The 21,617-nt window shown below is 33.8% G+C and carries 17 protein-coding genes and 1 pseudogene; 7 read left to right on the forward strand and 11 right to left on the reverse strand.

Annotated elements, in window-relative coordinates; translation table 11 throughout:
* Window positions 1-78 precede the first annotated feature (78 nt).
* Window positions 79-771, reverse strand: a complete 693-nt coding sequence (gene ung / locus A3SG_RS0111460) for a uracil-DNA glycosylase (RefSeq protein ID WP_016990161.1) — start codon at window positions 769-771, stop codon at window positions 79-81.
* A gap of 218 nt (window positions 772-989) precedes the next feature.
* Between ung and A3SG_RS0111465 the strand changes: the two genes are divergently transcribed.
* The 3 genes from A3SG_RS0111465 (at window position 990) to A3SG_RS21885 (ending at window position 3,868) form a co-directional block, all read left to right on the forward strand.
* Window positions 990-3,155, forward strand: coding sequence for an endonuclease MutS2 (locus tag A3SG_RS0111465; protein ID WP_016990162.1), 2,166 nt, complete (start codon window positions 990-992; stop codon window positions 3,153-3,155).
* A gap of 85 nt (window positions 3,156-3,240) precedes the next feature.
* Window positions 3,241-3,657, forward strand: a complete 417-nt coding sequence (locus A3SG_RS0111470; protein ID WP_016990163.1) for a thiol-disulfide oxidoreductase DCC family protein — start codon at window positions 3,241-3,243, stop codon at window positions 3,655-3,657.
* A gap of 73 nt (window positions 3,658-3,730) precedes the next feature.
* Window positions 3,731-3,868 (forward strand): hypothetical protein, encoded by a 138-nt coding sequence (locus A3SG_RS21885; protein WP_016990164.1) that lies wholly within the window; start codon window positions 3,731-3,733, stop codon window positions 3,866-3,868.
* Window positions 3,869-4,106: 238 nt separating this feature from the next.
* Here A3SG_RS21885 and ettA read toward each other — a convergent pair whose 3' ends face one another.
* The 7 genes from ettA to holA all read right to left on the reverse strand — a co-directional run bounded on the left by ettA (window position 4,107) and on the right by holA (window position 13,849).
* Entirely contained in the window at window positions 4,107-5,801 is a 1,695-nt protein-coding gene (gene ettA / locus A3SG_RS0111480) for an energy-dependent translational throttle protein EttA (protein WP_029596765.1), read from the reverse strand.
* 177 nt (window positions 5,802-5,978) lie between these two features.
* Window positions 5,979-7,103 carry a hybrid sensor histidine kinase/response regulator gene (locus tag A3SG_RS0111485; RefSeq protein WP_016990166.1) on the reverse strand — a complete coding sequence of 375 codons (1,125 nt, stop codon included), beginning with the start codon at window positions 7,101-7,103 and terminating at the stop codon, window positions 5,979-5,981.
* On the reverse strand, window positions 7,093-7,650 hold the full coding sequence (locus A3SG_RS0111490; protein WP_029596766.1) for a chemotaxis protein CheB: 558 nt from the start codon (window positions 7,648-7,650) through the stop codon (window positions 7,093-7,095). Before A3SG_RS0111490 ends, A3SG_RS0111485 begins: the two co-directional genes overlap by 11 nt.
* A 1-nt stretch (window position 7,651) precedes the next feature.
* The gene (locus A3SG_RS0111495; protein ID WP_016990168.1) at window positions 7,652-8,464 is read right to left on the reverse strand and encodes a CheR family methyltransferase; all 813 of its coding nucleotides are present in this window, start codon (window positions 8,462-8,464) and stop codon (window positions 7,652-7,654) included.
* Entirely contained in the window at window positions 8,465-12,520 is a 4,056-nt protein-coding gene (locus A3SG_RS20830; protein WP_016990169.1) for a response regulator, read from the reverse strand.
* A gap of 95 nt (window positions 12,521-12,615) precedes the next feature.
* A complete protein-coding gene (locus A3SG_RS19735; protein WP_016990170.1) occupies window positions 12,616-12,798 on the reverse strand; it encodes a CAL67264 family membrane protein in 183 nt (60 codons plus the stop codon).
* Window positions 12,799-12,844: 46 nt separating this feature from the next.
* A complete protein-coding gene (holA, locus tag A3SG_RS0111510) occupies window positions 12,845-13,849 on the reverse strand; it encodes a DNA polymerase III subunit delta (protein ID WP_016990171.1) in 1,005 nt (334 codons plus the stop codon).
* A gap of 101 nt (window positions 13,850-13,950) precedes the next feature.
* Here holA and A3SG_RS0111515 point away from each other — a divergent pair, with 101 nt between their 5' ends.
* From A3SG_RS0111515 to A3SG_RS0111525, 3 genes and pseudogenes are all read left to right on the forward strand, one after another.
* Window positions 13,951-14,397, forward strand: coding sequence for a type I restriction enzyme HsdR N-terminal domain-containing protein (locus tag A3SG_RS0111515; protein WP_016990172.1), 447 nt, complete (start codon window positions 13,951-13,953; stop codon window positions 14,395-14,397).
* A gap of 9 nt (window positions 14,398-14,406) precedes the next feature.
* Window positions 14,407-15,394, forward strand: a pseudogene (locus tag A3SG_RS19740) (glycosyltransferase family 2 protein).
* Between the two features lie 71 nt (window positions 15,395-15,465).
* The gene (locus A3SG_RS0111525) at window positions 15,466-16,299 is read left to right on the forward strand and encodes a flagellar motor protein MotB (protein WP_016990173.1); all 834 of its coding nucleotides are present in this window, start codon (window positions 15,466-15,468) and stop codon (window positions 16,297-16,299) included.
* Window positions 16,300-16,544: 245 nt separating this feature from the next.
* On the opposite strand, the gene A3SG_RS0111530 is transcribed toward A3SG_RS0111525, so the two are convergent.
* The 3 genes from A3SG_RS0111530 to A3SG_RS0111545 form a co-directional block, all read right to left on the reverse strand.
* Window positions 16,545-17,165, reverse strand: a complete 621-nt coding sequence (locus A3SG_RS0111530) for an L-threonylcarbamoyladenylate synthase (protein ID WP_016990174.1) — start codon at window positions 17,163-17,165, stop codon at window positions 16,545-16,547.
* A 389-nt stretch (window positions 17,166-17,554) separates the two neighbouring features.
* Complete coding sequence (locus tag A3SG_RS0111535; RefSeq protein WP_016990175.1) at window positions 17,555-19,888, reverse strand: ATP-dependent helicase; 2,334 nt, start codon at window positions 19,886-19,888, stop codon at window positions 17,555-17,557.
* Window positions 19,889-20,075: 187 nt separating this feature from the next.
* On the reverse strand, window positions 20,076-20,843 hold the full coding sequence (locus tag A3SG_RS0111545) for a sulfite exporter TauE/SafE family protein (RefSeq protein WP_016990177.1): 768 nt from the start codon (window positions 20,841-20,843) through the stop codon (window positions 20,076-20,078).
* Window positions 20,844-20,982: 139 nt separating this feature from the next.
* Between A3SG_RS0111545 and A3SG_RS0111550 the strand changes: the two genes are divergently transcribed.
* Window positions 20,983-21,504: a hypothetical protein gene (locus A3SG_RS0111550; protein ID WP_016990178.1), complete on the forward strand. Its 522-nt coding sequence runs from the start codon at window positions 20,983-20,985 to the stop codon at window positions 21,502-21,504.
* Window positions 21,505-21,617 lie beyond the last annotated feature (113 nt).

Raw genomic sequence — 21,617 nt, forward strand, 5'->3', positions numbered from 1 at the left:
TTACACAAGTAAGGTAGAGTCTTTTTTTTATGCACAAACAAAAACCTATGTTTCTATGTGGTTAATAAACTCACGCTTTTAAAAGAGACTCCCATTATTGAAAATCCAATTAATTTCACTTTTCCCATTTGCCTTCAGATACGAATTTGTACTACTAAAATGTTTGTTTCCAAACCATTTTCCTTGATTAGCACTCATCGGCGAAGGATGTCCTGTCTCTAATACTAAATGTTTGCTTCGGTCAATTTTAAGTCCTTTTTTATGTGCAAAATTACCCCAAAGTAAAAATACCACCTGCTCCTTACCATCCGAAATCTTTTTAATTACAGCATCGGTGAAAAGGTTCCATTTTAAATTTTTATGGCTGTTAGGGATATCTTGTCTTACCGTTAATGATGCGTTCAGAAGTAAAACACCTTGCTTCGCCCACAGCTCTAAATTACCTGATCCCGGTAAAAAAATAGTTCCGATATCCTCACTAATTTCCTTGAAAACGTTCCGCAAAGAAGGCGGAATCCGTACTCCATCGTCGACAGAAAAAGCCAAGCCATTAGCCTCTCCTTTTCCGTGATAAGGATCCTGGCCTATAATTACTACTTTTACATCTTTAAAAGCGCAATAGTTAAAAGCGGCAAAAATCAACTCCTTTGGCGGATAACAAATAGGGAGCTTGTATTCCTCGTCCAGCTTTTCCGTTAACTCTCGAAAGTAAGGTTTCTGAATTTCCTCTGCTAAAATAGTCTGCCATTCTGAATCAAGATTGAGTTGCATAGTGTATCGTTATGTGGCAAATATACAGTAAGATCGCCAAGTCGTCCCCTTAATTTCCACAAACAAAATCCCTACTCCTACTCCATCTTTATGATTTTTCTTTATCAAGGAAGTTAACATAGAATTTAACTATAGATATATCGCAAAGTACCTTATGCGATAGTCCGTTTTAACATGGATTCTTCGTAACTTTGTTTCATTGAAACCTAGAAAAAAGAATGATATCCATTACTGAAAAAACCTTACAAGATTTACAATTCCCAACCGTACTCGAAACTATTTCAACCATCTGCAATACAGATATTGGGAAACAAAAAGCATTAGAAATAACGCCTTTCAGAGATAAAGAGACTTTAATTCAAGCTTTGCTGCAAACCTCTGAATATGTCTCTTCCTTTCAAAACAACAATGCAATTCCCAATCATGGTTTTGACGCCATAAGTCATGAAATTAAATTCCTGGCAATTGAGGATAGTTTTCTGGAAGTAGGCAGCTTTAGAAAAATTGCAACCTTGTCTTCAACGGTTAATTTTCTATTGACTTATTTTAAAAAATTCGATGACTATTATCCGAATTTAAATAGCAGAGCCTCCCAAGTGGAGTTGACAAAAGAAATTATCAGCTCCGTTGATGCGATAGTTGATAAATACGGGGAAATAAAAGATAATGCTTCTCCTGATTTATTAAATACCCGTAGAGATATAAACGTAGTTCGCGGTAAGGTTAACCAGAGTTTTGGCGTATCCATGACGCAATATAACAGCTTAGGCTATTTAGATGATATCAAAGAAAGCTTTGTTCAAAACCGTAGAGTTTTAGCTGTTTTAGCCATGTATCGCCGCAAAGTCAAAGGATCCATATTAGGAAGCTCAAAAACGGGAAGCATTGCTTATATCGAACCAGAGACTACCTTGAAGTATTCTCGAGAATTAAGTAATTTAGAATATGAAGAGACCGAAGAAATCAATCGCATTTTAAAACAATTATCGAATGATATCCGTCCATTTTTACCGCTGTTAATCCAATATCAGGACTTTCTGAGTGATATTGATGTTGTTGCAGCTAAAGCAAAATATGCGAATAGAATCAATGGCATCATGCCTGCAATTACAGACAATCGCCGACTCTATTTTAGAGATGCCTACCACCCCATTTTGTATTTAAACAACAAACAGAAACAGGAAATCACGCATCCGCAAACTATCGAATTGCAGCAGGAAAATAGAATTATTGTCATTTCCGGACCCAATGCCGGTGGTAAAACAATCTCTTTAAAAACAGTTGGATTACTCCAATTGATGTTGCAATCAGGAATGTTGATTCCGGTTCACGAACGCTCAGAGACCTTTTTGTTCGACCGAATATTGACAGACATAGGAGATAATCAATCTATTGAAAATCATCTTAGTACCTATAGTTACCGACTAAAGAACATGAACTACTTTCTAAAGAAGTGTAACAAGAAAACCCTGTTCTTAATTGATGAATTTGGTACTGGTTCCGACCCAGAACTAGGAGGTGCCTTAGCTGAAATTTTCCTCGAAGAATTCTACCATCGGGAAGCTTTTGGAATAATAACCACACACTACTCTAATTTAAAACTTTTAGCAAATGAATTGCCTTTTGCAACTAATGCAAATATGATGTTTGATGAAAATTCATTGGAACCCTTGTATAAATTAGCTTTGGGACAGGCAGGAAGTTCCTTCACTTTTGAAGTAGCGCTAAAAAATGGTATTCCGTTCAGCCTGATCAATCGTGCTAAGAAGAAAATCGAAGTTGGAAAAGTACGCTTTGACAAAACGATTGCCACACTGCAAAAGGAACGCTCAAAGATGGAAAAAACTTCGCAGATGCTTAAAGAAGAAGAAACCAAAGCGCGCGAAGAAGGAAGGAAGATGGAAACGATCAATATCAAAATTAAGCAAAAGCTAGAAAGCTATCAAGAGCTCTACGATAGTAACCAAAAAACGATTTACGTAGGTCAAAAGATTGAAGATATAGCCAATAGATATTTCAACAACAAAAGTAAAAAGGACCTAATTGCTGATTTTTTAAAAATCATTGAAATTGAAAATTCAAAACGTAAAAAAGCCACTCCAAAAGAGGCTAAAGCGATTGTAGAAAAGAAGAAAGAAGTCGTCGCAGAAATTACCGTCCATGTAGATGAGATTAGGAAAGAAAAGAAGGAAAAGAAATTGAAACCTGTTATAGAAAAGCCGAAAGCCATTTTAAGATTGGGAGACCGGGTACGAATGGTTGACGGGAAAGCAGTGGGAACTCTTGACAATATAGAAAAGAATAAAGCAACCGTAAATTATGGTGCTTTTCTTTCTAAAGTTAATTTAGATAAATTAGAACTAGTGGAAGCAATAAAAAAGTAGAAGAAGTCGTTGCGATTGCAGTAGTAAGATTTCAGTTCTCAGTTCACAGATTTTAAACAGCATTTTAACATAGCAAAGATAAAAAATGGAAAACTTACCCAAAGACAAAAAAATTATACTGTTTGACGGAGTCTGCAATCTATGCAATTCAGCAGTATTATTTATAATTAAACAGGATAGTAAAGACCTATTCCGATTTGTAGCATTACAGTCAGACCTAGGAGAAAAAATAATTAACCATATTGGGATAGACTCCACAAAATTGGACAGTATTATTCTATATGAGCCTGGAACTGCCTATTACTATAAATCAGAAGCTGCTTTGAAAATAGCTTTTAAATTGGATTCTTTTTATAGTATGTTAGTGGTGTTTAAAATTTTACCCACGGCATTCAGTAACTTCATCTATGATTGGATTGCAAGGAACAGATACAAATGGTTTGGCAAAAAAGAAAATTGCATGATTCCCACACCGGAGTTAAAGTCAAAATTCTTAGAATAAAGTACTACTTCCTGATTTTTATTATATTCTTTTATTGTCAAAATTTATATTTTTGAATAATAAAAAGATAATCATGAAACATACAGCACTTATTACTTGGGATAGCGGTTCGATAATCACTGTTTTTGGTTTTGTATGTCTAGCTTTGGTGGCTACCGTATTAGTATTAATGAATACCGGAAAGAAAAAAAATAAAATAGCGATCTTTTGAACCTATGTAAAAAAAAATGTAAGTATGCTTTCTTTAAGTACCTCACTAGGTTATTGATGCGCATTCTTGTCTGTTGTGATACCGGTGTAATATGAATATGCAATCGGTATAACGACAGACAACAAGTCCCACCTACTTTTACAATACGATAAAAAGGAGAGCGCTACTTTAACTAAATTTAAAACAAAAAAGGACGTCTTAATGTACATCCTTTTTATAGTTTTATAAAAAAATAAAATTAACTTCTGATTAGTTTTCTGTATTTCAATCGCTTCGGAGTTAAATCCCCACCCAAACGCTTTTTCTTATTTTCTTCGTACTCAGAGAAACCACCCTCAAAATAATATACGTCAGAGTTGCCTTCAAAGGCAAGAATATGCGTACAAATTCTATCTAAGAACCACCTGTCGTGAGAAATTACTACCGCACAACCTGCAAAATTATCCAGACCTTCTTCTAAAGCACGGAGCGTGTTAATATCCAAATCATTGGTAGGCTCATCTAATAAAAGAACGTTTCCTTCTTCTTTCAAAGTCATGGCAAGGTGTAAACGGTTACGCTCTCCACCAGAAAGTGTTGAAACTTTTTTGTTTTGATCGCTTCCGCCAAAATTGAAACGACTTAAATACGCGCGAGAATTCACTTGACGTCCTCCCATCATAATTAATTCTTGACCATCACAGAAGTTTTCCCAAATAGATTTATCAGGGTTTATATTCGAGTGTGCTTGATCAACATACGCAATCTTAACCGTATCACCAATAACAAATTCACCTGCATCTGGTTTTTCTTCTCCCATTATCATTCTAAAAATAGTCGATTTACCAGCCCCGTTAGGCCCAATAATTCCAACAATTCCAGCTTGTGGTAAGGTAAAGTTTAAGTTATCGTATAATAATTTATCTCCATATCCTTTAGAAACACCTTTCGCTTCGATTACATTAGTACCTAAACGAGGTCCATTAGGAATATAAATTTCTAATTGTTCATCTAATGCTTTTTGATCTTCATTAAGCATTTTATCATAGTTCTGTAAACGTGCTTTTTGTTTTGTTTGACGTCCTTTAGCACCTTGACGAACCCAGTCCAACTCCCGTTCTAAGTTTTTTCTGCGTTTTGAAGCCACTTTTTCCTCAAGTGCCATTCTGCTTGATTTTTGGTCCAACCAAGAAGAATAGTTCCCTTTCCATGGAATACCTTCTCCTCTATCCAACTCTAAAATCCAACCCGCCACATTATCCAAGAAGTACCTGTCATGTGTTACAGCGATTACCGTTCCTGAATATTGCGCTAAATGTTGCTCTAACCACAATACACTTTCTGCATCCAAGTGATTCGTTGGCTCATCCAGTAATAAAACATCAGGCTGCTGAAGTAATAGACGGCATAAAGCCACACGACGACGTTCCCCTCCAGAAAGGTTCTTTATAGGAGTATCTGCATCAGGAGTACGTAAAGCATCCATTGCAATTTCTAATTTGGTATCAATTTCCCAAGCTCCCAATGCATCAATTTTGTCTTGTAACAGAGCTTGACGATCCATTAGTTTGTCCATCTTATCTGCATCTTCATACACTTCTGGAAGACCAAAACTATCATTAATTTGGTTAAATTCCTCCAATACGGCCATCGTTTCAGCAACACCTTCACGAACAATTTCGATAACAGTTTTGCTATCATCAAGGATTGGCTCTTGTTCTAAGTAACCCACAGTATAACCTGGCGCAAAAACAACATCTCCCTGATAGTTTTTATCCGTACCAGCGATAATTTTTAATAAGGATGATTTTCCTGAACCATTCAGTCCCAGAATACCAATTTTAGCTCCATAAAAGAAACTCAAATAGATGTTTTTAAGAACGGGTTTATCTGCTCCTTGATAGGTTTTACTCAATTTTGACATTGAGAATATTACTTTTTTATCGTCTGACATAAATTATTTTTTAATTGTTTTTAATGATTTAGAATTTTTAGATTTTAATCAAAATTCTTTCCAACCATTGTTCTCACGTACAAAATTAATAAATTTTTTAAAGTACAAAGGTATTATTTTTTCGGCAAGAAAGCTGCTTTAAAGAATAATGAATAAATAGTGCTTTTAAAATATTTTTTAAACTAAACTCAGTAGCTGCGATGCGTTATTACTTGTCATTTCAAGATTTAAAATCACGAAGGCACAGCCTTGATCAGAATTATTATTAACCTGTATTGAAACATCATTTTTCTCCACCAGTTTTTTGACTAAATTTAATCCAATACCTGTGCTACTCTCTCCATTAAAACTCTTTCCTAACGTTTGAAACATCTCAAAAATTTTGTCGTGGTATTTCTCCTCTATTCCTGGACCATTATCTTTAAATGACAAGGAAGAATTATTTTTATCAAAACAAATTCTAAGATTTAAAACCTCTTTATCATTATATTTAATTGCATTTGATACAATATTGGAAACTATTTGATGAAACGCTAAAGGTTGAAATAGAATATTATGATTCAAGTTTACTTTTTCAATTTGGAGATTTGCTAATGGATGTATGAGTTTTAAAACTTCATCTACAGTCTCCGCAATATTAACTACTTCCTTAACCTCATTATTTTGCACATTTTTACTGTAATAAAGCATGTCCTCAATTAATTTCGACATACTATTTGAAGATTTTTTTACCATGTGAAATAGCTCAGCAACCTCACCTCCTAAATCAAGAATATGATCTTCTTCAATTAAACTTATTAAAGTTTGTATGCTTGCTAATGGACTCTTCAGGTCATGAGCAATGATGTGAGCAAACTGTTCTAATTCTTCATTCTTTTGAGCTAATGTTTCATTCAATTTTTTTAGTTCTTGGTCATAATCCCATATCTTTAAAAAAGACTCTACTTTTTTTCGAGTAATTTCCGTGTTTAAAGGTTTCGAAAGAAAATCAATTGCTCCTAAATCATAGGCCTTAGACAGGTATTTTTGTTCATTACTTATTGCAGTGACAAAAATAGTGGGAATAGAAACAGTATCTGGATGACTCTTAATTATTTCAACAAATTCGTAACCATCCATATCAGGCATTTGAACATCTACAAGTATTAAAGAAACCTTTTTCTTAAGCAGTACTTGCAACGCTTCGCTTCCGGATAAACAACTAATGATTTCTCTGTCCGGTAGATCGAGAATACTCTTTAAAGCCATTAAATTTTCAGGCTTATCATCAATTAACAAAAGGGTATGTTTTTTATTTAGCATAATTATTCATTTTCTTAATAATATGGTTTAGTGTACACCCTGTATGATTTTTATATATTTCAATTGCTGCGCGAGGCATAGATGAAAATTCTGCTTCCTTAGAATCTTGTACAATTGTTTTTCCTCCATTTTCGGCAATCATTTTTAAGCCCATTGCTCCGTCTTGATTTGCTCCTGATAATAGAATTCCACAAGAGTTTTCTCTTAAAACAGATGAAAAGGATTCAAAACTGACATCAATAGATGGCCTACAATAATTGACTTCTTCTGAAGCATCCAATGAAAAACTCAAATTTTCATTTAGCAGGAGATGATAGTCAGATGGAGTCGTATATAAATGTCCCGCTTTTACAAATTCTTTATCTTCTGCCTCTTTTACGATATAATGAGACTGAGATTGTAAAAAATCTTCAAGTATCGTTTTTGCACTTTTTAATCTATGCAATATAATTATTATAGGAACTTTCATTTCTTTATCTAATCCATTTAAAATAGATATTATTAGATTAAAAGCACCTGCTGAACCACCAATAATAATCATCTTCATATCATTTTATTTTTTGGTAAATTTTTTGCTTACTATCTATAATTTTAAATTTATCTTGAATAGAACTAAATCGCAGTGTCTCTTTATTTCCAAGTGCCAAAAAACCGTGTATCGGTAAACTTTCATAAAAGAGTTCGAAAACTTTATTTTGCAAATCTTCATTGAAATAAATTAAAACATTACGACATAAAATAAGCTGACATTCTTTGAAAACACCATCAGTAACTAAATTATGCCTGGAAAATAAAATGTCTTTTTTTAATTCCGAACTAATAATTGATTTTTCCCCATCAGAAACAAAATATTGATTGAAGCATTCTTTCCCCCCAGATGAAAAATAATTAGCAGAATATTCTTTAAAATCTTTATTAGAATAGATTCCTTTTTTTGATTTATCTAAAGCGTTTGTACTAATATCCGTCGCATATAACCTTGATTTGCCTAGTAAACTCATTTCTTTTAATAAAATAGATAAGGAATAGGTTTCTTCGCCAAAAGAACAGCCTGCACTCCAAACGTTAATTTTAGGATAGCTTTCTAAATAGGGAAAAACATTAACTAGTAATGATTTGAAAAAATCTGGATCTCTAAAAAACGCACTAACATTCACAACTATTTCGCTGATGAAAGTATTAAAATTTTCAGGATAATTTATCAAATCATTCTTCAAATGAAAAGCTGTTTTCATTCCAGACAACTCCATATAACGATTAATACGTCTAAGAAAAGAAGCTCTAGAGTATCCTTCAAAGTCGTAACCGAATTGTTTTTTTATTAAAAAAACAATTTCTTCAAGATCATTAAATTCTATCATCTATTTATAAACCCATATACTAATTAAAGAAATAAGTTGCTGTATATCTATTGGTTTTGATTGGTAATCAGAAGCACCGGCTTTTAATATTTCTTCACGGTCACTTTTCATTGCCTTTGCTGTCAACGCAATAATAGGAATGTTTTTCCATTTTGGATTTTCTCTGATTTTTTGGGTAGCTTCAAAACCATCCATCTCTGGCATCATAATATCCATTAGAACGATATCAATAGTTGTATTATTTTTGAGAACCTCAAGTGCTTCAATTCCGTTAAACGCTGTTAAAATCGACGCGCCTTTTGTCGTTAATGCACTTGAAAGGGCATAAATATTACGAATATCATCATCAACAATCAAAATTGTTTTGTCCTTGAGAACTTCTCCTCCTAGCAAATTTTGGATGGTTTTACTAGCTTTTATACTAGAAGTCTCCACAGTATCCAGAAACAGCAGTAATTCATCTTTTAATCTTGCAGTAACATTTTCTGTTTTTATAACAATTCCATCAGCACTATTTTGCAATTCTAACTGTTCTTCGTCAGTCAAAGATTGTCCCGTGTTTACAATTATCTTAATCTGATCGTTTTTTGATATTGCTCTAAGGGTAGCTATGTTTGAAATATTCTTAAAATCAGGGAGTCCAATATCCATGATAGCACAGTCAATATCATCGTTCATTAAGATCTGCTCCGCTTCTTTAAAGGTATGTGCCTGTACACAAATTACATTTCTGTCGCAATTGTGAATCAATTCTTTTATGGAATAATTAAGACTTACATCGTCCTCCAGAATCAAAACCTTTTTAAAAACTTTGTTTATTTGAATATCTATCGAATCAAAAGCATTCTTTAATTTATCAGTTGTTATCGGTTTGATTAAGAAATCAAAAGCGCCCATTTCTTTGGCTAGTTTCTCTCTATTCATACCTGACATAACATGAACTGGAATGTGATGTAATTCTTTGTCTTCTTTCAACCATTTTAAAACAGTCCAGCCATCAATTCCCGGTAATTTCATATCTAAAATGATCGCTTTCGGCTTGTATCTTTTTGCATATTGATAGCCTGTTTGTCCTTGATAAGCAACAATTGCCTTAAAGCCATTATCATGAGCTACTTGTAACAATACTTCCGCAAATGAAGCGTCATCTTCAATTATTAATATGGTTTTGTCATCAAGTGAAACAAAATGTCGATCATCTTTAAGATTTTCTGATAAATCGACAACAGCTTCCGATGGGATTGGTGTTTCTATTCTTATCGAATCCAACGTAGTATCAGCAAGAGATTCTGAATTTGAATTTTCTAATTTATCACCTTGAAAAGTAACTGGAATATGCACGCTAAAGACACTTCCTTTGTTTAGCACACTTTTAAATTTAACTTCCCCTCCCAGCAGTATCGCTAATTCTTTAGAAATAAATAAGCCTAATCCTGTACCGCCGTATTTTCGGCTCGTAGAACTATCTGCCTGTTGGAATGTTTGAAATAATTTCTTTTTATTTTCCTCCGATATTCCAATTCCATTATCCTCAATATAAATAGATAACACTTCATCTGATTTTAATTTAGATAATGTTTCTGAAGTAAAATCATTATTATCTAAACCCGATGAAAAGCGCAAAGAAACCTTTCCGTTTTCAGGAGTAAACTTCAAAGCATTCGACAAAAAGTTTTTAAGAATTTGCTCTAGTTTGCCAATATCTATAAATAATTTTCTTGGACAGTCTTTAGTAATAGTTGTAATTAACTCAATATTCTTCTTTTCCATTTGTGCTTTAAATAAACCGTCCATGTCCGAATATACTCTTTCGACAATAGATTCTTCAGGATAAATTTCGACTTTACCAGCCTCTATTTTAGAAATATCCAGAATATCCGTAATTAAGTTGAGTAAATCTTTACCCGAAGAATTAATTACTGATAGATTATCAATTTGTGGGCCTGTCAAATTGCCTAAATTATTTTCTTTTAAAAGTTCTGAAAGTATTAAAATGCTGTTCAAAGGTGTTCTTAATTCATGAGACATATTTGCCAGAAATTCCGACTTATATTTACTTCCTTGTGCTATTTCATTTGCTTTGCTATTTAATTCCTCTTGAGCAAGGACCAGCTTCTCATTTTTAAGTACAATCTCATGATTTTTATTTTCAAGTTCACTTCCTTTCTCCTCGAGATAGGCATTGGTCTGCTCTAATTCTGATGCTTGATTCCTGAGTTCGTCCTCCGATTGTTTTAGCAACATAGATTGCTTATTTAACTCTTCATTACTTTGTCTAAGTTCTTCTTCTTGTACTTGAAGAATATTATTTTTACTATTAATTTCAGTAACAGAAAATTTTAATTCTTCATTGTGTATATACACTTCAATTGCACTCCCTATTGATTCCGAAATAGTTTTTAAAAGTACTTTATGATTTGCACTGAAGTTGACAAGAGACCCTATTTCAATTACTCCAATAACTTCACCTCTAAAAGAAACGGGCGTAATTAAGACATTAAAATAAGGAGCTTCGCCAAGAGACGATGACAAGTAGGCATAACTATTAGGCAAGTTATTCAAACAGTTTTGTTGATTTGATTGAGCGACTTCTCCCACTAAACCTTCACCTATCTTTATAATTGAAGGCGTATTTTTATGGTCAGCATAACCTCCTATTTTATAAAGCTGCGTTATATCTTTTATCAAATTAATAATATAAAAATTAGCTTGGCAACCCTGAGTTTGCTCGACAAGAGTATGGCATATGTTTTTTCCAAATTCTTCTAAGTTACTTGATTCTAATATGGAAGTATTGACTTTGCTAACACTTTCCCTCATTTTGTTAAGCTCCATAGCTTCTTCTTCCATCCTTTGCAATTCCAGAGACATTGCGTTCATTGACTTATTGAGCGTGTCATTTGGACTTCTTAGATTAATTTTTGTTCCATACTCGCCTGAACTTATTTTTGATGCTAATTCTAACTGCTCTTTCATTCCTGCCAACAATTGATTGAAGGAGTTACTGATACCTAAAAATTCTACATTTCCTGAAAAAGTAGGGTTACGTATAATTTTACCTTGTGATATCTTCTTTATAGTTGTAGACATTAAATAAAGGGAGCCAGATAATTGACTAACTAATTTGAATAATAAAATAAAAGATATTGCTAAGAAAAGTAAAAGAATTGAAACTAAAACTATGATACTTTTTAATGCTGCTGCTTTTTCATTGTTGGCAAATTTTACAATGTAATTCAAATTATTCTTTTCTAATTTTGCTATGTCTCTTACGATCCTCGTGGACTGCCTCCACCATTCACTAAGAGAAAACTGTAACTTATTATCTATAACATCTTGTGCGTTACTATTAAAAGACACGTAAGTTTTTGAATTTTTAAATGCCTCTAATTCTGAATTTATTAAATCAAGTTTAAAAATTGACAAATTGAAATCAACACTTCTTGTGTATACTTTAGATTGAGAGTATATCTCTAATAAAAAACCATTATTTTCTTTAACTCTTAAACTTTGTATTACGACACCTCTTTTTAATAAAGCGGCTCTCTTTAACAACACATAATTAGTATAGTTGTTAGCAAGAGAAGTAATTTTAGGATACTTACAGTAGACAACTTCTCTATCAATTAAATTAATTATGCTTTCATTAATTACTGTATATTTAACAAAAGAGGTTATTGGACTTTCCGTTTTGTTATCAATACCTTCATGAAGATCTAAAATTCTTTTATGGACTTTTTTGAGATTATTAGCGATTACAGTATCTCTACTATTGTTTTTTAAAAACCATTCATTTGTTTTTTGCTTACTCTCAATATACTTTTTAGTTATCGAAGGGTCAAAAAAAGAATAATTACTGAACCCTCGTTCGTTACCAATTAACTCCAATCCTTCTGAAAGAGTAGCAATATTCTCAATGTTTTCTAAGCTTTCATCAATATTTTTATAATTCTCTAAAGAAGAGTTTATATTCGAAATAGTACTATATAGCAACCCTGAAAACGGAATTAATAGAATTAATATTAACTGAGATTTAATAGACAAATTTTTCCACATAGACACTTCTAATTTTATTTTATAAATATAGTACTACAAACAAAAAAACACTATTCCTCATAGTGCTTTTTTTCGTATTTTTTATAAAATCTATTCTATAACCTTCCTTTTAAAGAACTAAAGACCCATGCATTTGCCAAAAACCCAACACCAACGGCTGCAAATCCCCATCCAGAAACATCACTATATTTAAAAGCTCCAAGACCTATTAACAATAACCCCATCAATATCATTATAAAAGTAGCCCATCCTAAGATAGTATTCTTATTCATTCCCATAATTAATTCCTATTTTGATAAAGTGCAAATAACGTAAATTTAACCACTAATTGAATATATTATACAGCATTTCTCGTAACAAGTCGAAATTTGACAACGAACTCGCCCCAACTCCTTTACTTTTCACATCGATATCCCGCAAGGAAGCCACTATCTGACTTACTTTTTTCATAGGATAATTTTTTAGTGCCACGTCATATTCTTTTAAAAAATAAGGATTAACTCCAATAACTGCTGCGACATTTTTCGGGTTTTTGTCTTTAAGTCCGTGGTATTTGAGCAACTGGATAAAAAAACCAAAAACTAGGCTGGTAGTAACTACCATGGGGTTCTCTTTCGGATTGTTCGCAAAATTTTTAGCAATGGTATAAGCTTTAAGTTGGTTTCTTTCCCCTATTGCCTTTCGAAGTTCAAAAACATTAAAATCTTTACTGAATCCAATGTTTTCTTCAATATCTTTTGGCGAAATTACACTCCCTTTCGGTAAAATAATTTGCAACTTCTCCAACTCATTATTTATTTTACCCAAGTTCGTGCCCAGAAATTCAACAAGCATTGCGGTGGCTTTGGGTTCGATCGTATACTTTTTACTTGCTAATATGCGTTTTATCCAATCGCCAACCTGGTTCTCATATAGTTTTTTACTTTCATAAACCAAGCCATTTTTAGCCAATAGCTTCGTCACTTTTTTACGCTTATCTAAGGTTTTGTACTTATAACAAATCACTAAGACGGTAGAAAGCATTGGGTTATCGGCATAGCTTTCAAACTTGTCAATGTAACGACTTAAGTCTTGTGCTTCTTTTACGATTACTACCTGACGTTGCGCCATCATTGGATAACGTTTGGCCGTAGAAATAATATCCTCAACCGATACATCTCTACCGTACAAGACGGTTTGATTGAATCCTTTTTCTTCTTCAGACAAGACCTTTTTTTCTATATAATCCGATACGATATCAATATAATACGGTTCGTCTCCCATTAAAAAATAGATGGGTTTAATGTTCCCGGCTTTAATATCATTCAGAATCTTTATAACCTCCTCCATTTTTTCAGTATTCAGTGTTCACTTACAGTTTTCAGCCATGATGTCATAAATAACCATAACTTTAAACGATAAACTTTAAACATTTTAATTATTTTTGCCTAATGCAGCAATTGGATTTTTATTCTTATACATTCCGCTTCAAAAATAGCGAAAATAAAGTGTCTATTTTTGACGAAATCAGGAAAAAATTTATCATTCTTACACCAGAGGAATGGGTTCGTCAGCATGTCGTCCAGTTTTTATTGGAGGAAAAAAAATACCCTAAATCTCTGATTAACGTAGAAAAAGTACTTAAAGTCAACGGATTACGGAAAAGGTATGATGTAGTAGTATTTAATAGCGATGGCTCAATACGTGTACTAATCGAATGCAAAGCTCCCGAAATAAAAATAGCACAAGCCACTTTTGACCAAATTGCCCGTTACAATATGACCCTGAAAGCAGATTATTTGATGGTGACCAACGGAATGAATCATTACTTTTGCCAAATGGATTTTGAAAATGAAAAATACCACTTTCTGCCAGAACTCCCTAACTACATTATCTAAACAAGAAAGATGAATATAGCAGTCGTTATCCTTAACTGGAATGGTGTACAATTATTAGAGCAATTTTTACCTTCAATAATCAAATTTTCTCCAGAAGCCACTATTTACGTCGCAGATAATGCTTCTACAGATGAATCCATCTCTTTTGTTGAACAGCACCACCCAGCAGTAAAAATCGTGAAAAACACCAATAACTTTGGTTTTGCCAAAGGGTATAATGAAGCATTGAAACACATTGACGCCGAAATATATGCTTTAGTCAACTCTGATGTAGAAGTAACGGCAAACTGGTTATCACCCATTATAGATACCTTCAGAAACGAATCCCAAACCGCTATCGTACAACCAAAAATATTAGACCATAAGAACAAAGAATACTTTGAATATGCAGGAGCCGCAGGTGGATTCATCGATAAATATGGCTACCCGTATTGCCGCGGACGACTCTTTGACACCATCGAGAAAGACGAAGGACAATATAATGATGAAATAGAAATATCTTGGGCTTCAGGAGCTTGTTTCTTTATCCGAAGTTATGTGTATAAAGAATTACATGGATTCGATGATGATTTTTTTTGCCCATCAAGAGGAAATTGATCTGTGCTGGCGTGCTATAAACAAGGGATACAAGATACAGTACAATTACAAATCAACGGTGTATCATGTAGGCGGAGCGACGCTCGCACAGGGTAATCCAACGAAAACATTTTTGAACTTCAGAAATTCATTACTAATGTTAACCAAAAACACACCTAAGGATAGTTTTTATAGCATTTTATTTAGCCGAATGATTTTAGACGGAGTAGCGGGAACTCAATTTATTTTTCAGGGAAAGTTTTCGCATTTTTCCGCGATTCTAAAAGCTCACTATTCTTTTTATACTTTATTTTCAAGTACTTACAAAAAAAGAGGAAGTTTTCAGACAAAAAAGTACTATAACATCAAAAGTATCGTTTTCCAATACCATGTAAATCGTGGCAAGGTCTTTGTCCGCTGATTTTAACATTAAATTATATATATTATTAACTTATTAAAAACTATTTTTGTATTTCACTAAACATTAAATTTATGAAAAAAATTGTAATTGCCTTATCCGTATTAGCCCTTTTAACCTCTTGTGTTTCTAAAAAGAAATACACAGATTTAGAGGCGAGAAACAAGGAAACTCAAGATTTATTAAATACTGCCACTGTAAAATTAAATTCTTGCTTAGAAGAGAAAGCGGGTCTTACAGCTACAGTTGCTGGTTTAAAAGACTACAACACAACGTTAATTAGTGCTTCAAAAGATATGACTGTATTGACTACTAAAGGTGCACAAAACGTTGAAAAAGCATTAGAGTCTATTAAAGAAAAAGACTTGAAAATTACTAGAATGCAAGATGCGTTAACTAAGAAAGACAGTGTTACCCTTGCTTTAGTTACCAGTCTAAAAAGATCAGTAGGATTCAATGACCCAGATATTGAAATCAATGTTGAAAAAGGAGTTGTATTCATCTCTATTGCTGACAAATTATTATTTAAAAGTGGTAGTTATATCGTGACTGACAAAGCAAAAGGAGTTTTGGCTAAAGTAGCTAAAGTAGTAAATGACAAACCTGATTTTGAATGTATGGTTGAAGGTCATACTGATAGCGTACCTTTCATTGGTAACAGCATATTGCTTGACAACTGGGATTTAAGTGTCAAACGTTCTACGTCAATTATTCGTGTCTTAACGAACGAATTAGGTGTTAACCCAGCACAACTAATCGCCGCAGGTAGAAGCTCTTACATTCCATTAGTAGCAAATGATTCTGCTGAAAATAGAGCTCGTAACAGAAGAACTCGTATTGTTGTATTGCCTAAAATTGATCAATTCTACGAAATGATCGAACAAGAAATGAAAAACTCAAAACAATAGGTTTAAATTTCATACTGTAGTTTGTGTATTCAAATTACAGAAATAGAAAAGCGTTCCAAATACGGGACGCTTTTTTTATGCTGTTTTTTTTTAAAAGAAAAAGCAGGCCAGTTGGCCTGCTCTTCTTTACTTGTATAATACTAATCGTTAAAAAAAATCCTCTAATTTTATACTTCTTGCTTATGGTACTATATAAATTAAAACAATAAATACAAAGTCAGATTTTCTGTAACTACACTACTCTTTTATAGAATATCTAAACTTCCTTTTCCTTCACGGAGCACCGTTGGCTCTTCACCTGATAAATCAATTATCGTTGAACCTACATTATCGCCATAGCCACCATCGATCACCATATCAACTAAGTTCTGCCATTTTTCAAAAATAAGTTCAGGATCTGTAGTATATTCAATCACATCATCATCATCGCGAATCGACGTCGAAACAATTGGGTTCCCTAATTGACGAACAATCTCTAAAGCAATAGAATTGTCAGGTACACGGATACCAACCGTCGTTTTCTTCTTGAATTCCTTTGGCAAATTGTTATTACCCGGTAAAATAAAAGTATAAGGTCCTGGCAAAGCTCTTTTTAATAATTTAAAAGTCGCCGTGTCTATCTGCCTTACATAATCTGAGATATTACTTAAATCACTACAAATGAATGAAAAATTAGCTTTCTCCAATTTAACCCCTTTTATCTTTGCGATACGCTCCAAAGCTTTTGTATTTGTGATATCACATCCCAACCCATAAACCGTATCAGTTGGATAAATAACTAAACCACCATCTCTTAAAACCTTAACCACTTTGGCAATAGCCGCTTCATTGGGATTGTCTGGGTATATTTTTATAAATTGAGCCATTTTTTGTTTTGTTTTATTATTTCCTTGTCTCTTCGTCTGATATTCTAGAGTAATGCGAAAGCTTTACTACCTAATATTACACCAATTAATATTGTAATTTACTCAATATCCATACTGCTTTTATAGCAATATATTTTAGTATACATCAACATTGTTAAAAACTGAAAATCACTCGAACGGACGAGCTATTCTATTATTTAATATCCGTTATTAAAAACACAACCGTTTTTTCGAGTGGTTTTAAGTAGTAATGCGAGCGTTTTACTACTCGAAATTGTATCGAAAAATACAATGCCTCGCAAACGTCTCGATGCACTTTGTGTTCTTCTGTGCCACAAAAAATTATCGAACGGCTTCCATAAACACTATGAAGCATTTAACGAAATTTTTTATCCAATGATATCCAATTTCGCAAAACGCAATAATAATTTTTTTATACCACCAACATCAAATTTAATCTCTGCTTTTTTATCAGCTCCCACTCCATCTAAGTGTAACACTTCTCCCTTTCCAAAACGTTCGTGCATTACAATATTTCCAGCAGTCAGTTTATTGTCAAACAAGTTAGCGCCTCCTGAAACGGATTTTCCAGCAACAGGTTTCAATTTACGAATATTTATTTCAGATTTAGGATCACTATCCTTAATTTGCTGCGGAGGTGTTCCGTTTGCCGGTTTGGCCAAACGTAATTTAGATTTATCTACATCCCCAAAAATATCACTATCAATCAACGGTTTATACCGATAATTATTTTCAGCAGGAGTAAGATACTCTAAATATTGTCCGTCTATTTCTTCAATGAAACGCGAAGGCTCACTATCTGTTAATTTACCCCAACGATAACGGGACTGGGCATAGGTCAAATAAGCCTGATGTTCAGCACGTGTAAGGGCCACGTAGAACAAACGTCGTTCTTCCTCAAGCTCACTTCTAGTACTCATACTCATGGCACTTGGAAACAGGTCTTCTTCCATTCCCACAACAAAAACATGAGAAAATTCTAATCCTTTGGCCAAGTGTATCGTCATCAACGCGACGCGGTCTTCGTCACTGGTATCTTTATCTAAATCTGTCGCCAATGCAACATCTTCCATGAATTCAGATAAGGCGCCACGAGCACCATCAATTTCTTTTTGCCCTTCGGTAAAGTCCTTGATTCCATTTAGCAACTCCTCTATATTCTGAATCTTAGCCATTCCTTCCGGCGTAGCGTCTTTTTTTAGTTCCTGAACGAGTCCTGATTTTTTTGAAACATGATCAGTCAAAAAGAAGGCATCTTGATTTTCATTGATTACCTGAAAACTTTGAATCATGGTAACAAAATCTAATAGCTTTTGCTTTGTTCCGGAATTTAATTTCAAGTCAATTTTATCAATATTTTGCATAACCTCAAATATCGATCGCTTGTAATGATTAGCAGCTACTAACAGCTTTTCTATCGTAGTATTTCCAATACCTCGAGCCGGATAATTAATTACTCGCATCAAAGCTTCTTCATCCTTTGGATTAATAACTAATCGTAAATAACACAATACATCTTTTATTTCTTTCCTTTGGTAAAAAGACAATCCACCATAAATTCGGTAAGGAATATCGCGTTTTCTAAGCGCATCTTCCATTGAACGCGATTGTGCATTAGTACGATATAAAATAGCAAAGTCACCATTATTCATTTGGTTTTGCATCTTTTGTTCGAAAATAGTTCCAGCGACAAAACGACCTTCTTCAGCATCTGTCATGCTGCGATGCACTTTTATCTTCGGTCCTAGATCATTGGCTGTCCAAACGATTTTGTCCAATTTGGTTTTATTCTTATCGATTACGGTATTTGCAGCCTCCACAATGTTTTTTGTCGAGCGGTAGTTTTGTTCCAGACGGAAGGTTTTCACCCCTTCATAATCCTTCTGGAAATTCAGAATATTATTGATATTAGCGCCACGAAACGCATAAATACTTTGCGCATCGTCTCCCACCACACATATATTTTGAAATTTATCTGATAATGCCCTAACAATTAAATATTGGGAATGATTCGTATCCTGGTACTCATCCACTAAAATATATCGGAAACGATTTTGATATTTCCCCAAAACTTCGGGAAAACGATTTAATAGTTCATTGGTTTTCAACAATAAATCATCAAAATCCATCGCTCCAGATTTGAAACATTTATCTACATAATTTTGGTATAACTCCCCCATACGAGGTTTTTTGGACATCGCATCCGCTTCTTGTAGATCACGATCATTGAAATAAGCCTTTACGGTTATCAAACTATTTTTAAAGTTGGATATCCTGCTTAAAACCTGTTTCGGTTTGTAAACATCTCGGTCCAGTTGCATTTCCTTGATAATTCCAGAAATAGCGCGCAGCGAATCCTGAGAATCATAAATCGTAAAATTAGAAGGATATCCTAACAAGTGTGCTTCTGATCTTAAAATTCTGGCAAACACAGAGTGAAATGTTCCCATCCAAAGGTTCTTTGCCTCACTCGATCCCACAATATCAGAAATACGCTTTTTCATTTCACGTGCTGCCTTATTGGTAAAGGTAAGTGACAAAATATTAAATGCATCCACACCCTGATTCATCAAATAGGCAATGCGTATCGTCAAAACACGCGTTTTACCTGAACCGGCACCCGCAATTATTATCATGGGACCGTCTTTTTGCAATACGGGTTCGCGCTGTGCTTCGTTAAGCTGGGCAATGTATTTTTGCATGGAAATTATCTATTTTTACAAAAATAAGAATTTAAGAATTAAAAAACAGATTTCATTTCTTTTCATTGAACTTCAACGATTAAAATTCAGAACAGCACGTGCTACTCTGATTTTAAAAGTTTGGAATAAGAAATAAAGAATCGTGAATCAAGCTTTTTTTATACTGTAGCAACGCTAATAGATGATCTTATTTGAAAAAGACATCGTAACCAAACCGAATTAAAGTTCCAACAACGACTACCAGAAAAAATATGCGGATAAAACCGTTTCCTTTTGTAATGGCCAGTTTAGCTCCTAACCAGCCGCCAAAAGCGTTACTTGCAGCCATTGGCAAGGCAATCGCCCAAATTATCTTCCCTTTTAACATAAACAGACAAATAGAACCAAAGTTAGTCGCCAGATTGACCATTTTAGCATTCGCAGAAGCGTGAAGAAAATCAAATCCCATTAACGCGATGAAGGACACCACCAGAAAACTTCCGGTTCCTGGACCAATAAAACCATCATAAAAACCAACAATGACACTAATAAGAATCGCATTCCAAATCTGAGTACTTTTAGAAAGGTCTTTTGCTATATGTTGGCCAAAATTCTTCTTTGCATAGGTGTAAATTGCTAATAATGATAGAATAAAAAGCAACAAGGGTTTCATAAAATCATTGCTCATGTAAGTCAATAAAGTAGAGCCCATAAAAGCTGAAGGTAAAGCTACCGCCATCATTATTAGTAGTAATTTCCAGTCCATAGTAACTTTTTTCAGGTATTGGTAGGCCGCAAATGAAGTTCCACTGAAAGCAGGTATTTTTAAAGTTCCAATAACGGTTGAAACAGGTAAATTAGGCAATAAAATTAATCCTGCTGGAGTTTGAATTAGTCCGCCTCCTCCAACAATAGCGTCTATGAATCCTGCAGCAAAAGCGGCAACGCAAAGTAATACAATAATGTATGTTTCCATTAATTTCTATAATTCAAAAAGGGTAAAGGAGACGCTTCTTTTTTTTAGTAAAAATAGCGTTAGCTGTTCTAAATTATACTATAATTAATGAGTTATTAAATCAAAAAGTATATTTTTGTCTTACAAAATTTAAATCAGCATGGACTCTACAAATATCGTTGAAATATTAGCTTACACTATTCCATCCTTGATTACTGGAGCTGTTGCCTACTTCTTATTTGAATCCCATTTTAAAGACCAACAAAGTACCAGACGCTGGTTGTTGCAAAAAGACCATCAAGCGGCTACGTTGCCAATGCGTTTGCAGGCTTACGAGCGCATGACTTTATTTATGGAGCGCATTAACCCTGCTCAATTGATGGTTCGAATTGCCCCCCTCTCCGAAGACAAAAATGACTATCGGAATATTGTAATAGCCCAGATTGAGCAAGAATTTGAACATAATTTAGCCCAACAAATCTATATCTCAGAGAAGTGCTGGTCTATCATTATCACGGCCAAAAATGCGACAATCCAAATGATCCGCTTGGCTTCAAATAACGAAAAAGTAAAAGATGCTGATAGTTTGCGACAAGCAGTTATCAGTGATTTACTGGAAAAACCATCTCCAAGCAGTGCCGCATTAGCCTTTATTAAAAATGAAGTGGGAGAATTGTGGTAAAATTATTTTAAATCACTCATGACTTCACTTTTTTTCTAGTGCATAATCATAGCCTTCCTGCCACCACTTATGCATTTCTATCTTATTAAAAAAAAGTGCGTTATCAGTAAGAT

Origin of the sequence: Flavobacterium sp. ACAM 123 (genome assembly GCF_000264055.1) — a bacterium.
In the GTDB taxonomy this organism is placed as follows: domain Bacteria; phylum Bacteroidota; class Bacteroidia; order Flavobacteriales; family Flavobacteriaceae; genus Flavobacterium.